At 40.3% G+C, this 17,676-nt stretch carries 15 protein-coding genes and 10 tRNA genes; 19 read left to right on the plus strand and 6 right to left on the minus strand.

From position 1 onward, the window contains the following. Positions 1 to 12: 12 nt before the first annotated feature. Genes I6F42_RS12410 through hemA form a run of 4 tightly spaced genes read right to left on the minus strand, consistent with a single transcriptional unit; the run spans position 13 to position 4,803 of the window. The gene (locus I6F42_RS12410; protein ID WP_007583964.1) at positions 13 to 1,557 is read right to left on the minus strand and encodes a response regulator; all 1,545 of its coding nucleotides are present in this window, start codon (positions 1,555 to 1,557) and stop codon (positions 13 to 15) included. A 54-nt stretch (positions 1,558 to 1,611) separates the two neighbouring features. Next, complete coding sequence (gene prmC, locus I6F42_RS12415; RefSeq protein WP_197152336.1) at positions 1,612 to 2,451, minus strand: peptide chain release factor N(5)-glutamine methyltransferase; 840 nt, start codon at positions 2,449 to 2,451, stop codon at positions 1,612 to 1,614. A 2-nt stretch (positions 2,452 to 2,453) separates the two neighbouring features. Beyond that, a complete protein-coding gene (gene prfA, locus I6F42_RS12420) occupies positions 2,454 to 3,539 on the minus strand; it encodes a peptide chain release factor 1 (RefSeq protein WP_007583962.1) in 1,086 nt (361 codons plus the stop codon). 7 nt (positions 3,540 to 3,546) lie between these two features. After that, on the minus strand, positions 3,547 to 4,803 hold the full coding sequence (hemA, locus tag I6F42_RS12425) for a glutamyl-tRNA reductase (RefSeq protein WP_010554718.1): 1,257 nt from the start codon (positions 4,801 to 4,803) through the stop codon (positions 3,547 to 3,549). A gap of 83 nt (positions 4,804 to 4,886) precedes the next feature. Between hemA and lolB the strand changes: the two genes are divergently transcribed. From lolB to I6F42_RS12505, 16 genes are all read left to right on the plus strand, one after another. Continuing rightward, a complete protein-coding gene (gene lolB, locus I6F42_RS12430) occupies positions 4,887 to 5,474 on the plus strand; it encodes a lipoprotein insertase outer membrane protein LolB (protein ID WP_101164113.1) in 588 nt (195 codons plus the stop codon). A gap of 2 nt (positions 5,475 to 5,476) precedes the next feature. Beyond that, on the plus strand, positions 5,477 to 6,334 hold the full coding sequence (ispE, locus tag I6F42_RS12435; RefSeq protein WP_010554716.1) for a 4-(cytidine 5'-diphospho)-2-C-methyl-D-erythritol kinase: 858 nt from the start codon (positions 5,477 to 5,479) through the stop codon (positions 6,332 to 6,334). A gap of 88 nt (positions 6,335 to 6,422) precedes the next feature. Continuing rightward, a complete protein-coding gene (locus tag I6F42_RS12440) occupies positions 6,423 to 7,370 on the plus strand; it encodes a ribose-phosphate pyrophosphokinase (protein ID WP_007583957.1) in 948 nt (315 codons plus the stop codon). A gap of 149 nt (positions 7,371 to 7,519) precedes the next feature. Continuing rightward, a complete protein-coding gene (locus I6F42_RS12445) occupies positions 7,520 to 8,131 on the plus strand; it encodes a 50S ribosomal protein L25/general stress protein Ctc (RefSeq protein WP_007583956.1) in 612 nt (203 codons plus the stop codon). A gap of 19 nt (positions 8,132 to 8,150) precedes the next feature. Next, entirely contained in the window at positions 8,151 to 8,735 is a 585-nt protein-coding gene (gene pth, locus I6F42_RS12450) for an aminoacyl-tRNA hydrolase (RefSeq protein WP_007583954.1), read from the plus strand. Between the two features lie 53 nt (positions 8,736 to 8,788). Next, positions 8,789 to 9,880, plus strand: coding sequence for a redox-regulated ATPase YchF (gene ychF / locus I6F42_RS12455; protein ID WP_007583951.1), 1,092 nt, complete (start codon positions 8,789 to 8,791; stop codon positions 9,878 to 9,880). A 332-nt stretch (positions 9,881 to 10,212) separates the two neighbouring features. Further along, positions 10,213 to 10,289 (plus strand) — tRNA-Met (locus I6F42_RS12460). A 47-nt stretch (positions 10,290 to 10,336) separates the two neighbouring features. Continuing rightward, positions 10,337 to 10,421: transfer RNA gene (locus I6F42_RS12465), tRNA-Leu, on the plus strand. 38 nt (positions 10,422 to 10,459) lie between these two features. Then, a tRNA-Gln gene (locus I6F42_RS12470) sits at positions 10,460 to 10,534 on the plus strand. A gap of 5 nt (positions 10,535 to 10,539) precedes the next feature. Next, positions 10,540 to 10,616, plus strand: a tRNA-Met gene (locus I6F42_RS12475). Between the two features lie 90 nt (positions 10,617 to 10,706). After that, positions 10,707 to 10,791 (plus strand) — tRNA-Leu (locus I6F42_RS12480). Positions 10,792 to 10,829: 38 nt separating this feature from the next. Beyond that, a tRNA-Gln gene (locus I6F42_RS12485) sits at positions 10,830 to 10,904 on the plus strand. 71 nt (positions 10,905 to 10,975) lie between these two features. Continuing rightward, positions 10,976 to 11,060, plus strand: a tRNA-Leu gene (locus I6F42_RS12490). 38 nt (positions 11,061 to 11,098) lie between these two features. After that, positions 11,099 to 11,173: transfer RNA gene (locus I6F42_RS12495), tRNA-Gln, on the plus strand. A gap of 71 nt (positions 11,174 to 11,244) precedes the next feature. After that, a tRNA-Leu gene (locus tag I6F42_RS12500) sits at positions 11,245 to 11,329 on the plus strand. Positions 11,330 to 11,368: 39 nt separating this feature from the next. Next, positions 11,369 to 11,443: transfer RNA gene (locus I6F42_RS12505), tRNA-Gln, on the plus strand. A gap of 41 nt (positions 11,444 to 11,484) precedes the next feature. Here I6F42_RS12505 and I6F42_RS12510 read toward each other — a convergent pair. Together I6F42_RS12510 and I6F42_RS12515 are read right to left on the minus strand one after the other, a co-directional pair. Continuing rightward, positions 11,485 to 13,068: a bifunctional diguanylate cyclase/phosphodiesterase gene (locus I6F42_RS12510; protein ID WP_197152337.1), complete on the minus strand. Its 1,584-nt coding sequence runs from the start codon at positions 13,066 to 13,068 to the stop codon at positions 11,485 to 11,487. Between the two features lie 154 nt (positions 13,069 to 13,222). Further along, a complete protein-coding gene (locus tag I6F42_RS12515) occupies positions 13,223 to 14,479 on the minus strand; it encodes an FAD-dependent monooxygenase (RefSeq protein WP_101216149.1) in 1,257 nt (418 codons plus the stop codon). Positions 14,480 to 14,648: 169 nt separating this feature from the next. Between I6F42_RS12515 and miaB the strand changes: the two genes are divergently transcribed. The 3 genes from miaB to ybeY are packed head-to-tail and all read left to right on the plus strand — an operon-like array spanning position 14,649 to position 17,669. After that, positions 14,649 to 16,097: a tRNA (N6-isopentenyl adenosine(37)-C2)-methylthiotransferase MiaB gene (miaB, locus tag I6F42_RS12520; protein WP_010554713.1), complete on the plus strand. Its 1,449-nt coding sequence runs from the start codon at positions 14,649 to 14,651 to the stop codon at positions 16,095 to 16,097. 50 nt (positions 16,098 to 16,147) lie between these two features. Beyond that, the gene (locus I6F42_RS12525) at positions 16,148 to 17,206 is read left to right on the plus strand and encodes a PhoH family protein (RefSeq protein WP_007585598.1); all 1,059 of its coding nucleotides are present in this window, start codon (positions 16,148 to 16,150) and stop codon (positions 17,204 to 17,206) included. A 4-nt stretch (positions 17,207 to 17,210) separates the two neighbouring features. After that, positions 17,211 to 17,669: an rRNA maturation RNase YbeY gene (gene ybeY, locus I6F42_RS12530; protein WP_002958542.1), complete on the plus strand. Its 459-nt coding sequence runs from the start codon at positions 17,211 to 17,213 to the stop codon at positions 17,667 to 17,669. Positions 17,670 to 17,676 lie beyond the last annotated feature (7 nt).

Consider the following 17,676-nt stretch of genomic DNA (forward strand, 5'->3'; position numbering starts at 1 on the left):
TTTTATAAAAATTTAATCAGGAAAACGGTTAAGAACCGCTTCTAACTCATCAAGCTTCTCGTTAAATACTTCAACCAATTTTGGTTCAAAGTGTGTGCCTTTTTGAGCGTTAATTTCATCAACTACGTTTTGCAGTGTCCAAGGTTCTTTATAGCATCGTTTATGGCGAAGTGCATCGTATACATCAGCAAGTGCAACTATACGACCAAATACATTAATTGCGTTTCCGCTTAAACCTTGTGGGTAACCAGAGCCATCCCATTTTTCATGATGCTCTTTTGCAATAATTGCGCCTGCACTAACAATCTCATGCGGCGAGTCTTTTAAAATAGTATAGCCTTTATCAGTATGGGTTTTCATCACTTCCCATTCTTGGGCGTCTAACTTTGCTGGTTTATTTAATACCGCATCAGGAATGCCCACTTTGCCTACATCATGAAGAGGCGACGCCAACCTTACTAAATCAGCATCATGCTTAGATAAGCCATACCCTTGTGCCAATATATGACAAATATGTGCTACACGCTTAACATGATTACCCGTTTCTGTTGAGCGTTGCTCTACCGCTTCACTTAACCTGTAAACAAGCTCTTGCTGAGTCGCTTCTATTTCAGACTGAAGTTGTACATTTTCAAACGCAAGTTGCACATTTTGAGAAAAAATCTTAATTAAATGGCGTTGAGTATCCGTTAAATCCTTTGGAATACCTGATATAAATAGCATCGAATTATGATTGTACTCACTGCTACAATACGCAAATAAGTAGTTATCTTTATAAATAATGCTTTTTTCATTAAGCGCCTGATGACATGCACTTAACTGTTCAGCTTGTAATACCTCATCGAGCTCTTTACCTTCACTTTTTTCAAAGTCACCCGTACCCGAGCAAACAATTAATTTTTTATTATTTTGTGCTTCAGGATTTTGCGCAACTAAAGTAGTTGCATACATAGCTTGATCAGCAATGCCGAGTAAAGAAGTTAACTGCTGCATAACGCCTTCAATAAAGTGTTCTATTGAATGCGCAGAAAAAATATCACGGGACGCTATAATTATTTTCTCAAGCCCCTCGCGTGACTGCTCAATCGAAATAATATCCCGATACGAGCGTAGGCTCGACATAATAACAGTAAATAATTTTTGAGCCGTTAGCTCTGTTTTAGATTTGTAATCGTTAATATCATAATTAATAATTACTTGTCGTTCAGGTGCTTGACCAGGTTGACCCGTTCTTAAAATAATTCGAATATGATTATTTTTAGCTTCTTCACGAATAAACTTAGCAACTTGCAAACCGGCATCATCGGTCTCCATTACTACATCAAGTAGTACAATGGCTGCATCTGGATGCTCTTTCACAAGCTCTTTTGCTTCAGCACCTGAGTAAGCACTAATAAATTCTAAGCGTTTATTTTGAAACTCAAAATCACTCAACGCTAGTTTTGTAACAGCATGAACTTCAGGTTCATCATCAACGATTAATACTTTCCAGGTACCGAGTTCAATCTCATTGATTGCTTCTTCTGGCTCATCTGAAAATAAAAAATCACCCATCATAGTCGAAATTCCTTCATGGCATTATTTAACGCACTAGCAGGCAATTATTATTCTTTAGGGCCACTGTGCAAACGTTACACGGTCATTATCACCAAAGTCTTTCACTGTTTTAATATTCACAAATGCCATTTTTTTGAAAAAATGACGAACAGCTTCACCTTGCTCAAAACCGTGTTCTATTAAAAGATAGCCACTAGATAACAAATAGTCACGTGATTGTGTAATTATTTGTTTAATATCAGACATTCCACAATCATCAGCCACTAATGCCGACAAAGGCTCAAAGCGCACATCGCCCTGATTTAAATGTATATCACTGCTTTCAATATAAGGTGGGTTAGTGACAATTAGGTTGAATTTCTCACCATGTAACTCGCTAAACCAGTTGCTTTGCTTAACGTGTACATTATTAATCGCCAATCGCTGCTGGTTACGTGTAGCCAGTGCAACTGCATCGCTTACTCTATCTACTGCAATAATTTGCCAATTAGGCATTTCACTACCAAGCGCCAGTGCGATTGCACCAGTACCCGTGCCTAAATCAAGCACTTTAGCTGTAGCAGGTACAGCCACTTCAAGTGCTTGTTCTACTAACGTTTCAGTATCTGGTCGAGGTATTAAAGTTGTTGCGTTAACTTCAAGCGATAAGCTCCAAAATTCACGTTGCCCCGTAATATGTGCAACAGGTTCACCGTTTAAACGTCTTTGGCAAAATGTATTAAATTGCTGTTGTTGTTCGGCATTAAGCGCATGCTCTGGCCAAGTAAAAAGGTAACTGTGAGGTTTTTGAAGAATATGTAGAAGTAAAACTTGTGCGTCTAATTTAGCACTTTCGCTGCTAGTTGCTAATAAATTAGCGCCTGCAGCAATAGCTTGTTCAAGAGTTTGGCTCACGATTACTCGTCGCCCATAGCCGCTAATAAGTCAGCTTGATGTTCTTGCATTAATGGGTCAATAACGCAGCTTAAATCACCCGCTACCACTTCATTCAAACGATAAAGTGTTAAGTTAATACGGTGATCGGTAATACGACCTTGTGGGTAGTTATAAGTACGGATACGTTCAGAACGATCGCCACTACCTACTAAGTCACGACGTTCAGATGCTTCTGCCGCATGGCGCTTTTCATCTTCAGCCTGTTGCAAGCGTGCTGCAAGTACTGACATCGCTTTAGCACGGTTTTTATGCTGTGAACGTTGATCCTGACACTCAACAACAACACCGGTAGGTATATGTGTAAGTCGAATAGCAGAATCTGTTTTATTAACGTGCTGACCACCTGCGCCTGATGCACGAAATGTATCAACTTTTAAATCTGCGGTATTAATTTGTATCGCTTCGGCCTCTGGTACTTCCGCCATTACCGCAACAGTACATGCAGAGGTATGCACTCGCCCTTGTGACTCAGTTTCTGGCACACGTTGTACGCGGTGTACACCTGATTCAAACTTTAATTGACCGTAAACGCCTTCGCCACTAATGTTTGCAATAACTTCTTTGTAGCCACCGTGCTCACCTTCATTGGTGCTCACAACTTCTACTTTCCATTTTTTAGTTTCTGCATAGCGGCTGTACATACGGAATAAGTCGCCAGCAAAAATAGCCGCTTCATCACCGCCTGTTCCAGCGCGTACTTCAACAAACACGTTATTGTTATCTCGCGGATCTTTTGGCAACATTAATACTTGAATTTGATCTTCAATTACCAAAATTTGTGCTTTAGCTTCTTTATATTCTTCTTGCGCCATTTCACGCATTTCAGGGTCAGAATCTTTAAGCATTTCTTCTGCACTGGCTAAATCATCTTGCGTTTCTTTGTAAGTTAAAAACGTTTTTACAATCTCTTCAAGCTCAGAGTATTCTTTTGAAAGCCCACGAAAACGATTTTGATCACTAATGACCGACGGGTCGCTTAGCAGCGCTTGTACTTCTTCGTAACGCTCTACTAAGGTTTCTAATTTATTATAAACAGACTCTTTCATTTAACGGTTATTCCTGATCAATACCTAACATTTTTTTCAACTGGTTTAGCTGCGCCACTTCACCTTTTTTCGCTGCGTCTTGTATTGCACGGGTAGGCGCGTGCATTAAGCGATTGGTTAATTTATTGGCGAGCTCTAATATAATTTTTTCTGCATCTTTACCTGTATTTAGCTGACTAACAGCACGCTCTACAAGTTCTGACTTAATTGTTTGTACATCATTTCGATAATGGCGGATTAAATCTACCGAATCGAGTGAACGCATCCACATTGCAAATTCTTTGGTGCGTTCAGTAATAATTATTTGCGCTTGCTGTGCAGCTTGCTCACGCGCTGCCATATTCTCGCTTACAATGGTTTGTAAGTCATCAACGGAATATAAATAGGCAGCATCTAGCTCACCTACTTGGCTTTCTATGTCGCGCGGAACCGCAATATCTATAAATAGCATAGGCTTGTGACGGCGCTGCTTAAGCGCTTGCTCAACCACCCCTTTACCAATAATAGGTAAAGTACTGGCGGTAGAACTAATGACTATATCGGCTTCATGTAAACGTTCTGGTAACTGTGCAAGTGCGATAACATCTGCCGACACTTCATCAGCAAGGCTGCGAGCACGTTCAATTGTTCTATTAGCTACCGTAATTTTTTTAGGCTCATTTTGATATAAATGTTTAGCAACCAGTTCAATGGTTTCACCAGCACCAATCAATAACACATTGGTTTGATCAAGCTTGCCATAAATATGTTTTGCTAAATTAACAGCCGCAAATGCAACCGACACGGCACTTGCGCCTATATTTGTTTCAGTGCGAACTTGTTTTGCTACCGAGAAGGTTTTTTGAAACAACCTATCAAAAGTAACCCCTATTGCATCGTGGGTTTTAGCACTAAAAAACGATTGCTTTATTTGCCCTAAAATTTGCGGCTCGCCTAACACAAGAGAATCCAACCCACACGCTACGCGCATTAAGTGGTTAATGGCGTCATTACCTTCATGGCAGTATATATTGCTGCTCAGTTCATGTTCATCCAAACCATGGAAACTGGCAAGCCAAGTTAACAGTGTTTGGGAATTTTGCTGAGCGAGGCTACAATAGATCTCGGTTCGATTACAGGTAGACACAATAACCGCTTCATTAAAGTCGGCATGGCCACTTAATTGTTGCAACGCCTCTGAAATTTGCTCAGGCGAAAAAGCCACTTTTTCACGTAATTCTACGGATGCGGTTTTGTGATTTATACCTAGTGCTATTATGGTCATATTTGCCAAATATTGCTGAGCCCTACTTCAAAGGCGGTAATTTTACCAAAAATCAGCGGAATATGGAAAGTAAGGAACAACATTTGATTCGACAATATTTGATTTTATTCATGTTTTTTTTATTATTAGGTGGCTGTGCCCATCAAATTGATACAAAAACAACACTTTATGATGATTGGAAGCCACGTTTAGCTGCTCAAAAAACTTGGCAGGTCGAGGGTAAACTCGCGTTTATAAGCCCAGAAGAGCGTCAATCTGCAAACTTAAATTGGCAGCAAACAACAAATTCCAATAATTTAATACTGACTACTTTTATTGGTACTCGTATTTTGTCGCTTAAACAAACAGCAAATGGTGCTGAATTAGAGTTTGACGGCGATGAGTACTTTGATACTAATGCTGCAGAGCTTTTAAAGCGTTTAACGGGTTTTACACTCCCTGTTGATAACGCCGATAACTGGCTTAAGGGCACCATTGACGATCAAAGTTTAGTCGTTGATGAACTAGGCCGTGCAAAGCAAGTATTATGGTTTGATAATACAGGCAAGAAATGGCAAATAGATTACGGCACTTACGTACAAAACGCAGGTTACTGGTTACCAACTAAACTGACGTTAAAGCATCAACAAATAAAAATAAAAATTCAACTCTACGATTGGCAGTTTAAATAAGTATGAATAACAAAACCTCTTTTTCACTTATTGCCCCGGCAAAACTCAATTTATTTTTACATATTAATGCTCGCCGAGAAGATGGCTATCATGAACTAGAAACCTTATTTACTTTTTTAAATTTTGGTGATGAGTTGCATTTTGAGCTAACAACAGACGGTGGTATTTCTGTCGGTGGTGATACTAAAGACATACCCCTAAATGATAATCTCATCTATAAAGCGGCTTTATTATTACAAACACACTGTAAAACCTCTTTGGGTGTAAAAATAAATTTAATTAAACGCTTACCGATGGGCGGAGGTGTTGGAGGTGGTTCATCCGATGCCGCAAGTACTTTATTAGCCCTAAATAAATTATGGAAATTAGAACTAAATTTAGAAATTCTAGCCCAATTAGGACTTAAATTAGGGGCTGATGTTCCGGTGTTCATACAAGGGCAAAGCGCCATAGCGCATGGTATTGGTGAGAAATTACACCAGGTAAAACTTGAACAAAAATGGTACTGCGTTGTACACCCAAACCAACATGTAAGTACCGCAAAAATATTTACACATCCAGATTTAAAACGCGACACACCAAAAATAATAGGCGATTGGAAACACCATACTTTAACCAACGATTGTGAGCCTTTAGTTAAAAAGCTTTGCCCCGAGGTTGAAAAAACCCTCCAGTGGTTGCTAAAATACGCACCGTCGAAGATGACCGGAACAGGTTCATGTTGTTTTGTCGAATTTGCTAGTCAAGTTCAAGCACAAGATGTACTTGAAAATCTCCCCCATACTTGGCAGGGTTTTGTGGCTTCAAGCGCAAATGTCTCACCTGCTCATACGGAGTTAACCGCCATATTCGATCAATGAAGTAACGTACAAGTAATCATAAGTTAACTCGCAGTGGTATTTATCATTGCCCGTTAGTCCAAATATTCAGTGCCTGAGGAACCCTACCGTGCCTGACATGAAGCTCTTCGCTGGTAACGCAACACCTGAGTTAGCTCAAAAAGTTGCAAAACGTTTATATATTGAATTAGGCGATGCTGTTGTTGGCCGTTTTAGCGACGGTGAGATCAGTGTTCAAATAAATGAAAATGTTCGTGGCTCGGACGTTTTTATCTTGCAATCAACCTGTGCCCCTACAAACGATAACCTAATGGAACTTATCGTTATGGTTGATGCTCTACGTCGTGCATCTGCAGGTCGTATTACTGCCGTCATTCCTTATTTTGGTTATGCGCGCCAAGACCGTCGTGTACGCTCTGCCCGTGTTCCAATTACCGCTAAAGTTGTTGCCGATTTCTTATCAAGTGTGGGTGTTGACCGTGTTCTTACGGTTGATTTACACGCTGAACAAATCCAAGGCTTCTTTGATGTACCAGTAGACAACGTATTTGGCAGCCCTGTATTACTTGAAGATATGAAAGAACGCGACTTTGAAGACGTCGTTGTTGTATCTCCAGATATTGGTGGTGTTGTACGCGCACGTGCAATTGCAAAACTACTAAACGATACCGATTTAGCAATCATTGACAAACGTCGCCCTCAAGCAAACGTTTCTCAAGTAATGCATATTATTGGTGACGTTGAAGGTCGTGATTGTATTATCGTAGATGATATGATTGATACCGGTGGTACGTTATGTAAAGCAGCAGAAGCACTTAAAGAACATGGCGCTAAGCGCGTATTTGCATACGCAACGCACCCTATTCTTTCAGGTAAAGCAGCAGAAAACTTACGTGACTCGATGATTGACGAAGTAATTGTAACTGACTCAATTCCGCTATCTGACGAGCTTAAAGCCCTTGATAAAATTAAGGTACTTACGCTTGCTGACATGTTAGCAGAGACTATTCGTCGTATTAGTAACGAAGAATCTATCTCAGCGATGTTTGAACACTAAAATTAAACATTCCTGAGTATAAAAGCGCCTTTTGGCGCTTTTTTTGTAAGCGATGTTTATTTTGTCTGGGCGTGGTGGTATGATAGCGCGCCTTTTGGCTAGGGACCTTGGTCGCAAAGGCCCTACACATTTTAATAACTGGAGACATCATGTCTAACAAAACTTATACATATAACGCTGAACTTCGCGTAGAAACTGGTACTGGTGCGAGCCGCCGCCTACGTCGCGAAGACAAAGTTCCTGCAATCCTTTACGGAGCTGACAAAGAAGCTTTATCTCTTACTTTTGCTCATAAAGATATGATCAAAGCACAAGAAGACGAAGGTTTTTACACGCATATCCTTACGCTTAACGTAGATGGCGAAGCTGTTGAAGTAATCTTAAAAGATATCCAACGTCACCCATTCAAGCCTAAGCTTACTCACCTTGATTTCCAACGTGTAGATGCTACTCATAAATTTCAAACTAAAGTTCCTCTTCACTTCATCGGTGAAGATATTGTAACTAAAGCTGGCGCAACTGTTGTTCACCAGTTAACTGAAGTTGAAATTACGTGTCTTCCAAAAGCACTTCCAGAATTCATTGAAGTAGATGTTTCTAAGTTTGTTGTTGGCGATTCTGTTCATATTTCTGACCTTACTTTCCCTAAAGGCGTTAGCTCTGTAGATTTAGGTAAAGGCGAAGGCTATGATCAGTCTATCCTGACTATCAAAGCAAACAAAGCAGCTCCAGTTGAAGACGACGCTGCAGCAGCAGAATAATTTTTAAGGTCTCGCAACCTTGAATTCTATTCAAATGCTTGTGGGCCTGGCTAATCCAGGCCCCGAATACGCAAACACACGCCACAATGCAGGTGCTTGGTTCATCGAGCAAATCGCTGCACGCTACAACTGCACCCTAAAATACGATCCTAAATATCACGGCCTTACAGGCAAAGTGATCATTCAAGGCCAAGAATTCAAATTATTGATCCCCACTACTTACATGAATTTAAGTGGTAAAGCGGTCGGTAGTTTAGCTAATTTTTTCAAAATCCCTGTCGAGGACATTTTAGTTGCCCATGACGAATTGGATTTAGACCCAGGCGTTGCCAAGTTAAAAAAAGGCGGCGGGCATGGCGGTCATAATGGTTTAAAAGACATTATTGCAAAAATGGCAAATCAAAAAGACTTTATGCGCTTGCGCATTGGTGTAGGTCATCCGGGGCATCGTGAAATGGTTACTGGTTGGGTGCTTGGAAAAGCGGCCAAAGCAGACCAAGAAAAAATGGATGCTGCTGTTGATGAAGCAGTTCGTTGCATGGAAATACTTGCAAAAGATGGTGTGTTAAAAGCACAAAACAGACTACATTCGTTTAAACCCTAGTAACTTGGGTCCAAGTACACCGTTTAAACGAATTCTAAACAAGGTATCTTACTATGGGTTTTAAATGTGGCATCGTTGGCTTGCCTAACGTTGGTAAATCAACGCTTTTCAATGCACTAACTAAAGCGGGTATTGAAGCCGCTAACTTTCCTTTTTGTACCATTGAGCCTAATACAGGTGTGGTACCTGTGCCAGATCCTCGTCTAGACGAACTTGCTAAAATAGTTAATCCTCAACGAGTTCTTACCACCAGTATGGAATTTGTAGACATTGCAGGCTTAGTAAAAGGCGCATCTAAAGGTGAAGGCCTTGGTAACCAGTTTTTAGCTAACATTCGTGAAACCGATGCAATTGGCCACGTAGTTCGCTGTTTTGAAGATGAAAACATCATCCACGTAGCAGGCACTATTGACCCTGCTGACGATATTGACGTAATCAACACTGAGTTAGTACTTGCTGATATGGATAGCGCTGAAAAAGCCCTTTTCCGTAATTCAAAAAAAGCAAAAGGTGGCGATAAAGACGCTAAAGAGCAAAATGCTGTACTTGAAAAAGTAAAAGTGCATCTTGACGAAGGCTTAACTTTACGTGGTCTAGCACTAACTAAAGAAGAAAAAGCAGCAATCAGCTCTATTAACTTCTTAACAATTAAACCAACAATGTATATTGCAAACGTTGCTGAAGATGGTTTTGAAAATAACCCATACCTTGACCGCGTACGCGCTATTGCCGCAGCTGAAGATGCGATTGTTGTTCCTGTATGTGCCGCTATCGAGTCTGAGCTTTCAGAACTAGATGACGAAGACAAGCTAGAGTTTATGGCTGATCTTGGTCTAGAAGAGCCAGGTCTTAACCTTGTTATTCGTGGTGGTTATGAATTACTACAATTACAAACTTATTTCACAGCTGGCGTAAAAGAAGTACGCGCATGGACAATCCCTGTAGGTGCAACAGCACCACAAGCAGCGGGTAAAATCCATACCGACTTCGAGCGTGGCTTTATCCGTGCGCAAACTATTGCTTTTGACGACTTTGTTGCCTTTAAAGGTGAGAGTGGCGCAAAAGAAGCAGGTAAGATGCGTCAAGAAGGTAAAGAGTACATTGTTAAAGATGGCGATGTAATGAACTTCTTGTTCAACGTATAAGTACAAATTAAACCAATTTCACTTGGTAATAATTTTTAAAGGCTCGTTTTTACGAGCCTTTTTTGTATTTAAGCATTATAAAAATAATAATTAGCCTCAACTAGTCTATCTTTGTAATATCGCTTAATTAAAGAAGTACAGGGTTAATTAAGATTCCGCGCCTTAAAGGCAGCTAAAAAAACAGCATTTTTATTAAATTTTAGCCTGTTAGCTTAATTTTCCTGCAAACAAACACAGTTAAGTGTTTTTTTGCAAAAAAGGTGTTGACGAATTTGGGTCATATCAGCATAATACGCCCCGCACTCAGCGATGAAGTGCTAACAAAAAAAGATGGCTAAGTAGCTCAGCTGGTTAGAGCACATCACTCATAATGATGGGGTCACAGGTTCAAATCCCGTCTTAGCCACCATTATTTTTTTGTTGCTCAATGAAGAGTTTAAAATAACTACCTTGTGTGCGGGAGTGGCGGAATTGGTAGACGCGCTGGATTTAGGTTCCAGTATCTTAGGATGTGAGAGTTCAAGTCTCTCCTTCCGCACCATATTCTTGATAAGAATTAAAACTATCAATTGTTATTGTTGGGATATCGCCAAGCGGTAAGGCACCAGGTTTTGATCCTGGCATTCCCAGGTTCAAATCCTGGTATCCCAGCCAACAATGGCTAAGTAGCTCAGCTGGTTAGAGCACATCACTCATAATGATGGGGTCACAGGTTCAAATCCCGTCTTAGCCACCATTTCTTCTTTTAGAAATGGCTCTGCAAGAGTTAAATTGCAGCTCAATGAAGAGTTTAAAATAACTACCTGTACTTTATTGTACAAACGATGCGGGAGTGGCGGAATTGGTAGACGCGCTGGATTTAGGTTCCAGTAACTTCGGTTGTGAGAGTTCAAGTCTCTCTTTCCGCACCATTTCTTGATAAGAAATAAAATTATCATTAATTCTTTGTTGGGATATCGCCAAGCGGTAAGGCACCAGGTTTTGATCCTGGCATTCCCAGGTTCAAATCCTGGTATCCCAGCCAACTTCTTCTACCAAGGAAAGTTGGATAAAAGAATTGCTCTAGCTTAGAGTTTAAATTGGCAAATTGTTGATGCGGGAGTGGCGGAATTGGTAGACGCGCTGGATTTAGGTTCCAGTAACTTAGGTTGTGAGAGTTCAAGTCTCTCTTTCCGCACCATGTTCTTATAAGAACTAAAATTATAAAGAATTCTTTGTTGGGATATCGCCAAGCGGTAAGGCACCAGGTTTTGATCCTGGCATTCCCAGGTTCAAATCCTGGTATCCCAGCCAACTTCTTCTACCAAGGAAAGTTGGATAAAAGAATTGCTCTAGCTTAGAGTTTAAATTAGCAACTTAGTGATGCGGGAGTGGCGGAATTGGTAGACGCGCTGGATTTAGGTTCCAGTAACTTAGGTTGTGAGAGTTCAAGTCTCTCCTTCCGCACCATGTTCTTATTAAGAACTAAAACTAATTCAAATTTATAGTTGGGATATCGCCAAGCGGTAAGGCACCAGGTTTTGATCCTGGCATTCCCAGGTTCAAATCCTGGTATCCCAGCCAATTTGACTCCCCTATCTAAAACTTCTCAATACTCATTAAATTCAACTTACTTTTTCTGCACTTAAATAAACATTTATAAATTCATCTATATTTATTGGTTTGCTATATAAATACCCTTGTAAATAATCACAGTTAAGACTCAACAACGCCTGTTCTACCTCTTTAGTTTCTATTCCCTCAGCAACTACATCGCAATTTAATCGACTCGCTAAAAACAATGTAGATTCTACAATGGCGTAATCAGGTGAGTTAGTAAGCATATCTTTGACAAACGACTGATCAATTTTTATTTGATTAATCGGCAGCTCTCTTAATAACGACAGTGACGAAAAGCCAGTACCAAAGTCATCAACACTAAATTTAAACCCGCGCATACTCAACTGTTGCATCATTTTTCTAGCAGCCGGTATATTTGTCATCATTGCACCTTCTGTAATTTCAAAAATTAACGAGTCGCTTAATGTAGGGTCGGTTGCGAGTAAACTAATTATAAAATCGTAAAACTCGCTGCTTTCAATATCTTTCGTTGATAAATTGACATGTATAGTACCGGTGAAACCAAATAGCTTGAGCTTTCTAATATGATTAACGGCTTCTTGTACAACCCATTTCGATAAAGGAAAAATAAGCCCTGTACGCTCAGCTACGGTTATAAACTTTTCTGGACTAATAAAGCTACCATCATCTTGCGGCCATCGGATAAGCGCTTCTAGGCCATGTAATTGCAGATCTTTAGAGTCCATTATGGGTTGTAAATAAAGCTCAAACTCATCTTTATGTAATGCCACTTTAATTTTGGCTGATAAATCAAAAAAGTCCTCAGCTCGTTTACCTATTGCAGATGAGTAATTTACCAAAGGTTGAAATGTTTTTTTAGCTTCATGCAGTGCCAAGTCAGCTTTTTTTAATAGCTGATCGGGCAATCGGCTATCATCAGGAAAACGGCTTACGCCTATACTTAATTGTATTTTAACCATTTGCTCATTCGTACAAAACGGACTTTTGACGGCTGAGTTTATAATGTTTACACAATAATTCATGCTTTCATCTGTATCGGTATGCAATAAAAAAGCAAACTCATCGCCACCTATTCGATATAACTTAGCAATACCGCATAATTCTTTATTTAATTTATTGGCAAATGCAGCCAAAAGTTGGTCACCACACTGATGCCCAAACGCATCATTAATTTGTTTAAAGTTATTTAAGTCGATATAAAATAGTGAAAATGGGGAAGGATATTCAACTTGTTTACTTAAAGATTTAAAAAATTTATCGCGGTTAGGTAGAGTTGTTAAGTTATCGTGCTCAGTTTGATATTTTTGATACTGCGTTGCTTGCTCTATTTTAAGAATACTTTTTAAGCTCAGTTTAATAACTAAAAAAACAAACCCACCACCGCCAAGTAACAACATAGCCACCATATTCATAACGACGGGTGCAATGTCGTGGTTTGAAAAATAATAAAGTATCCACCAATACCCTATAATAAAAAAAATAATAGCGCATAGCAGTACACTCCATGCTCTTTGCGATGTTTTTTTGCAAACTTTAACGGTTGTTTTTAAGCTAGCAACAAGCAGTAGCGCACCTAAAATAATTATTACTGTAAAAAAATTTTCCACACACAGGCTCTTTAAAGTTATTAAATTGCGATTTAGTGATGTAACACCAGTTAAATTAAAACCGTGTTCAATATAGCCGAGTCACTATTTGCTGACTTAAAAACAGACATAAAAAAAGGCTCATAAATGAGCCTTTCTAATATCTACTTTAAATTTAGCCTAAATCACCACTAATTGCGTATTTTAAAACCCAGTTTTTTATCGGCCCCGTATTATTAGCCATTTTTAAAAACTGGCTGCGTGCCCATTTAAGTGGCGTAATTTGATTAGAAAACCCAAAGTAACACGCGTCCATCATGCTCATCATTAATAAATTAGCCCTGCGGCGAGCTCGCTCGTATTCTTTAAGTTTTAGTGGGCAACCTATATCTCCTGCTTCGTTTAAAACCTCAGCAAGTGCCACTACGTCCTGAAAACCTAAATTAACGCCCTGCCCTGCAAGGGGGTTAATTGTATGCGCTGCATCGCCCACTAAAACCAAGCGCCCTTGCGAATAATTATTAGCGTGTTGGCGAGTAAGCGGAAATACTGCATGGGTTTGTACTTCAAAGTCTCCAGCAAGTTCTGGGAATTTATTCAGAATGTGCGTTTTTAACTGAGTTGGGCTTAGCCCTTTAAATGCTTGCAATGTATTTGCATCGTCGTACCAAATTAAATTAGCGTACGGTGCCTGCATTGGTAAAAATGCTAACGGCCCACTTGGTGTAAACTGTTGCCATGTTTTAATTTGTTGCGGTGCATCGAGTTTAATTAATACCCCCATGCAATGCTGTTGGTACTGCCAACCCGTAATACCAATATTAGCTTTAGCACGCAGCTGCGATTGCCCACCATCGGCGGCAATTACTAAATCAGCCGTATAGGTTTGATCACCATACACAAGCGTAATTAAATCATCCGTTTGCTCTATTTTAGTTACCGGCAATGACTGCTCAATAACCTCAATCTTATAATGCCCAAATTGCTGCCACAAACTTGCTTGAATTAAACTATTTTCAATCAAGTGGCCTAAATGTGTCGTGTTTATGTCGGCGCAATCAAATAATAAATTGTCACCACCGCGCTCAAAAGCCTCTAATTGTTGATAAGGTGCTATTCGGTTTTGCCTTAAAAGAGGCATTGCCCCTAATTCATCAAGTAAATTTTCTGAAAAACGATTAATAGCAGACACCCTAATATCCACCTTATCGCTACTAAGAATGTGCGATGGGTCTATTAGGTGTTTTTCAATTATGCGCACACCAAAGCCTTGCTGAGCCAGCTTTATCGCCATAGCTGCGCCAACCATGCCCCCGCCAACCACTATCACATTATTTTTGGTCATGTTTTTCATCATTTTATTATTACTTGAGTCTGTTTTGATTGTATCAAAATTAATTTGTTTTATACCAGAGGATATCCCTAACAGCACATTAAACTCGCCCCGTATTGATTTGAGATCACAAACATGAAAACTATACTTGGATCTGGGCGGGTATCCAGCTAAAATACGCCTCCTTTAAGTGAGCATGCTTGCTCCTTAATCCTGTTTCTAGCACATTTTTGTGCCACTATCGAATTGAACACGAGGCAATATTTCAATGAGCAAAAAGCTGCATATTAAAACCTGGGGTTGTCAGATGAACGAATACGACTCTCAGAAAATGGCTGAACTTTTAGATGCCACCAACGGCTACCAGCTAACTGATGATGCAACAGATGCCGACGTAATCTTACTTAACACCTGTTCAATTCGTGAAAAAGCACAAGAAAAAGTATTTCACCAGTTAGGTCGTTGGAAGTTGTTAAAAGACGACAAGCCAGACTTAATTATTGGTGTAGGTGGTTGTGTTGCCTCACAAGAAGGTGACTCTATTCGCCAACGCGCACCATTTGTAGATGTTATTTTTGGCCCGCAAACATTGCACCGTTTACCAGAAATGATTAAACAAGTGCAAGGCAACAAAGGCTCATCGGTTGTTGATATTTCATTCCCAGAGATTGAAAAGTTTGACCGCCTGCCAGAGCCAAAAGCGGATGGCCCATCTGCGTTTGTATCAATTATGGAAGGCTGTTCTAAATACTGTACTTTTTGTGTTGTACCATATACTCGCGGCGAAGAAGTTAGCCGCCCAGTAGATGACGTACTACTTGAAATTGCACAGCTTGCTGAGCAAAACGTACGTGAAGTAAACCTACTAGGCCAAAACGTAAACGCATACCGCGGCGACACACACGATGGCGAAATATGTTATTTCTCAGATTTAATTCGTCTTATTGCCGCTATTGATGGTATTGACCGTATTCGTTACACCACATCGCACCCGGTAGAATTTACGCCAGACATCATTGACGTTTACGCTGATGTACCAGAGCTTGTAGATCACTTACACCTACCAGTACAAAGTGGTTCAGACCGTATATTAAACCTAATGAAACGTGGCCATACGGCAATTGAATACAAATCGACAATTCGTAAGTTACGCAAAATTCGTCCTAACTTAAGCATGTCATCAGATTTCATTATTGGTTTTCCAGGCGAAAGTAAAGAAGACTTTGAAGCAACCATGAAGCTTATTAGCGACATTGGTTTTGATATGAGCTTTAGCTTTATTTACAGTGCACGCCCAGGTACGCCAGCGGCAGATTTGCCAGATGACGTAACAGAGCAAGAGAAAAAAGAACGCTTATACTTACTACAAAACCGTATTACACAAATGGCGCAGCAAATTAGCCGTCAAATGTTCGATACAGAGCAACGTATACTTGTTGAAGGTCCTTCTAAAAAGAACCCGATGGAATTACGTGGCCGTACCGAAAATAACCGTGTAGTAAATTTTGTTGGCCCGCACACAGTGATCGGACAGTTTGTTGACGTACGTATTACCGAAGCACTACCTAACTCTTTACGTGGTGACTTAATTCGTACAGAATCAGAAATGAACTTACGACGTGAAATCGCTCCTTCAGCTATTTTAACTAAAGCTGCAGCTGCAGAGCCAAAACCAGACACTGTTAACGAAATTGGCGTAGCTACTTTCGTTCCTTAGTCACACTATTAGCGCCAGTTAACGCTGGCGCAGTACTATAGGAAGCAATTTTGAGTAATCAGTTAAAAACATTAGAGATTTATTTAGAACCTGCCGATAACAAACGCCTTTCTTCTTTATGTGGCCCGTTTGACGAAAACATCAAACAAATTGAACGCCACCTGGCTGTTGAAATAATTCACCGTGACAACTTTTTTAAAGTAACCGGTAAACTACACAACTGCGCCGGCGCTGTAGAAATCTTAAAAAACCTTTATGTTGATACTCAGCCAGTTCGTGGTGTTTTAGGCGAAATAGAACCTGAAGCCGTTCATTTAGCTATTACCGAATCAAAAGCCCTAGAGCAAGACGCATCAAGCAGCGCTTACGGCAAAGAAATGGTGATTAAAACGCGCCGTGGTGTTATTAAACCACGTAACGATAACCAAGGTGTTTATGTGGCTAATATTTTAAACCACGACATTACCTTTGGTATTGGCCCTGCTGGTACTGGTAAAACCTACCTTGCAGTTGCTGCCGCCGTTGACGCCCTTGAGCGCCAAGAAATACGCCGTATATTATTAACGCGTCCTGCTGTAGAAGCGGGCGAAAAGCTTGGTTTTTTACCCGGTGATTTAAGTCAAAAAATAGACCCATACCTGCGCCCTCTTTACGATGCTCTTTTTGAAATGCTAGGTTTTGAAAAAGTAGAAAAACTCATCGAAAAAAATATCATTGAAGTCGCTCCGCTTGCTTACATGCGCGGACGCACTTTAAACGATGCCTTTATTATTTTAGATGAAAGCCAAAATACCACCGCCGAGCAAATGAAAATGTTTTTAACCCGTATAGGGTTTAACTCAAAAGCGGTTATTACAGGCGATATAACACAGGTTGATTTACCTCGTGGCACACGTTCAGGCCTTCGCCATGCAATGGAAGTACTTGATGGCGTAAACGAAATTAGCTTTAACTACTTTAAAGCCCAAGACGTCGTACGCCACCCTGTTGTAGCACGCATAGTTGAAGCCTACGAGCGAAACGACGAAAGCGAGCGACTAAAGCGCATTGAAAAGCAAAATGCAAAAGACGCACTCGCTGCTCTTCAACAGCCTACTACTAAAGAGTAATACTTTGACAACCGAACTTGATTTACAAATAGCCTGTGAGTTTGACAACCTCCCAAGCGAAGAGCAATTTGCACTGTGGGCCGACAAAGCCCTTAGCCAATACCGTGACGAGTCAGAACTCAGTATCGTTATTAGCGACGAAGCGCAATCGCAACAACTTAATAACGACTATCGCGGTAAAAATAAACCGACCAACGTACTGTCGTTCGAATTTGAAGCACCACCGGGAATAGATATTCCTCTCGTGGGTGATTTAATTATTTGCCCAGCCATCGTATTAGCTGAAGCAATTGAGCAAGAGAAGTCATTTCATGACCACTTTGCCCACATGGTTATTCACGGATGCTTGCATTTGCTTGGATTTGACCATATAAAGAGTGACGATGCTTTAGAGATGGAAAGCATCGAAAAGCAATTACTTGCAGAGCTAAACATAGCAGACCCATACCGGGACGATATTTAAATTAACG

It is taken from the genome of Pseudoalteromonas sp. SWYJZ12 (assembly GCF_015864395.1).
GTDB classification, from domain to species: Bacteria; Pseudomonadota; Gammaproteobacteria; order Enterobacterales; family Alteromonadaceae; genus Pseudoalteromonas; species Pseudoalteromonas arctica.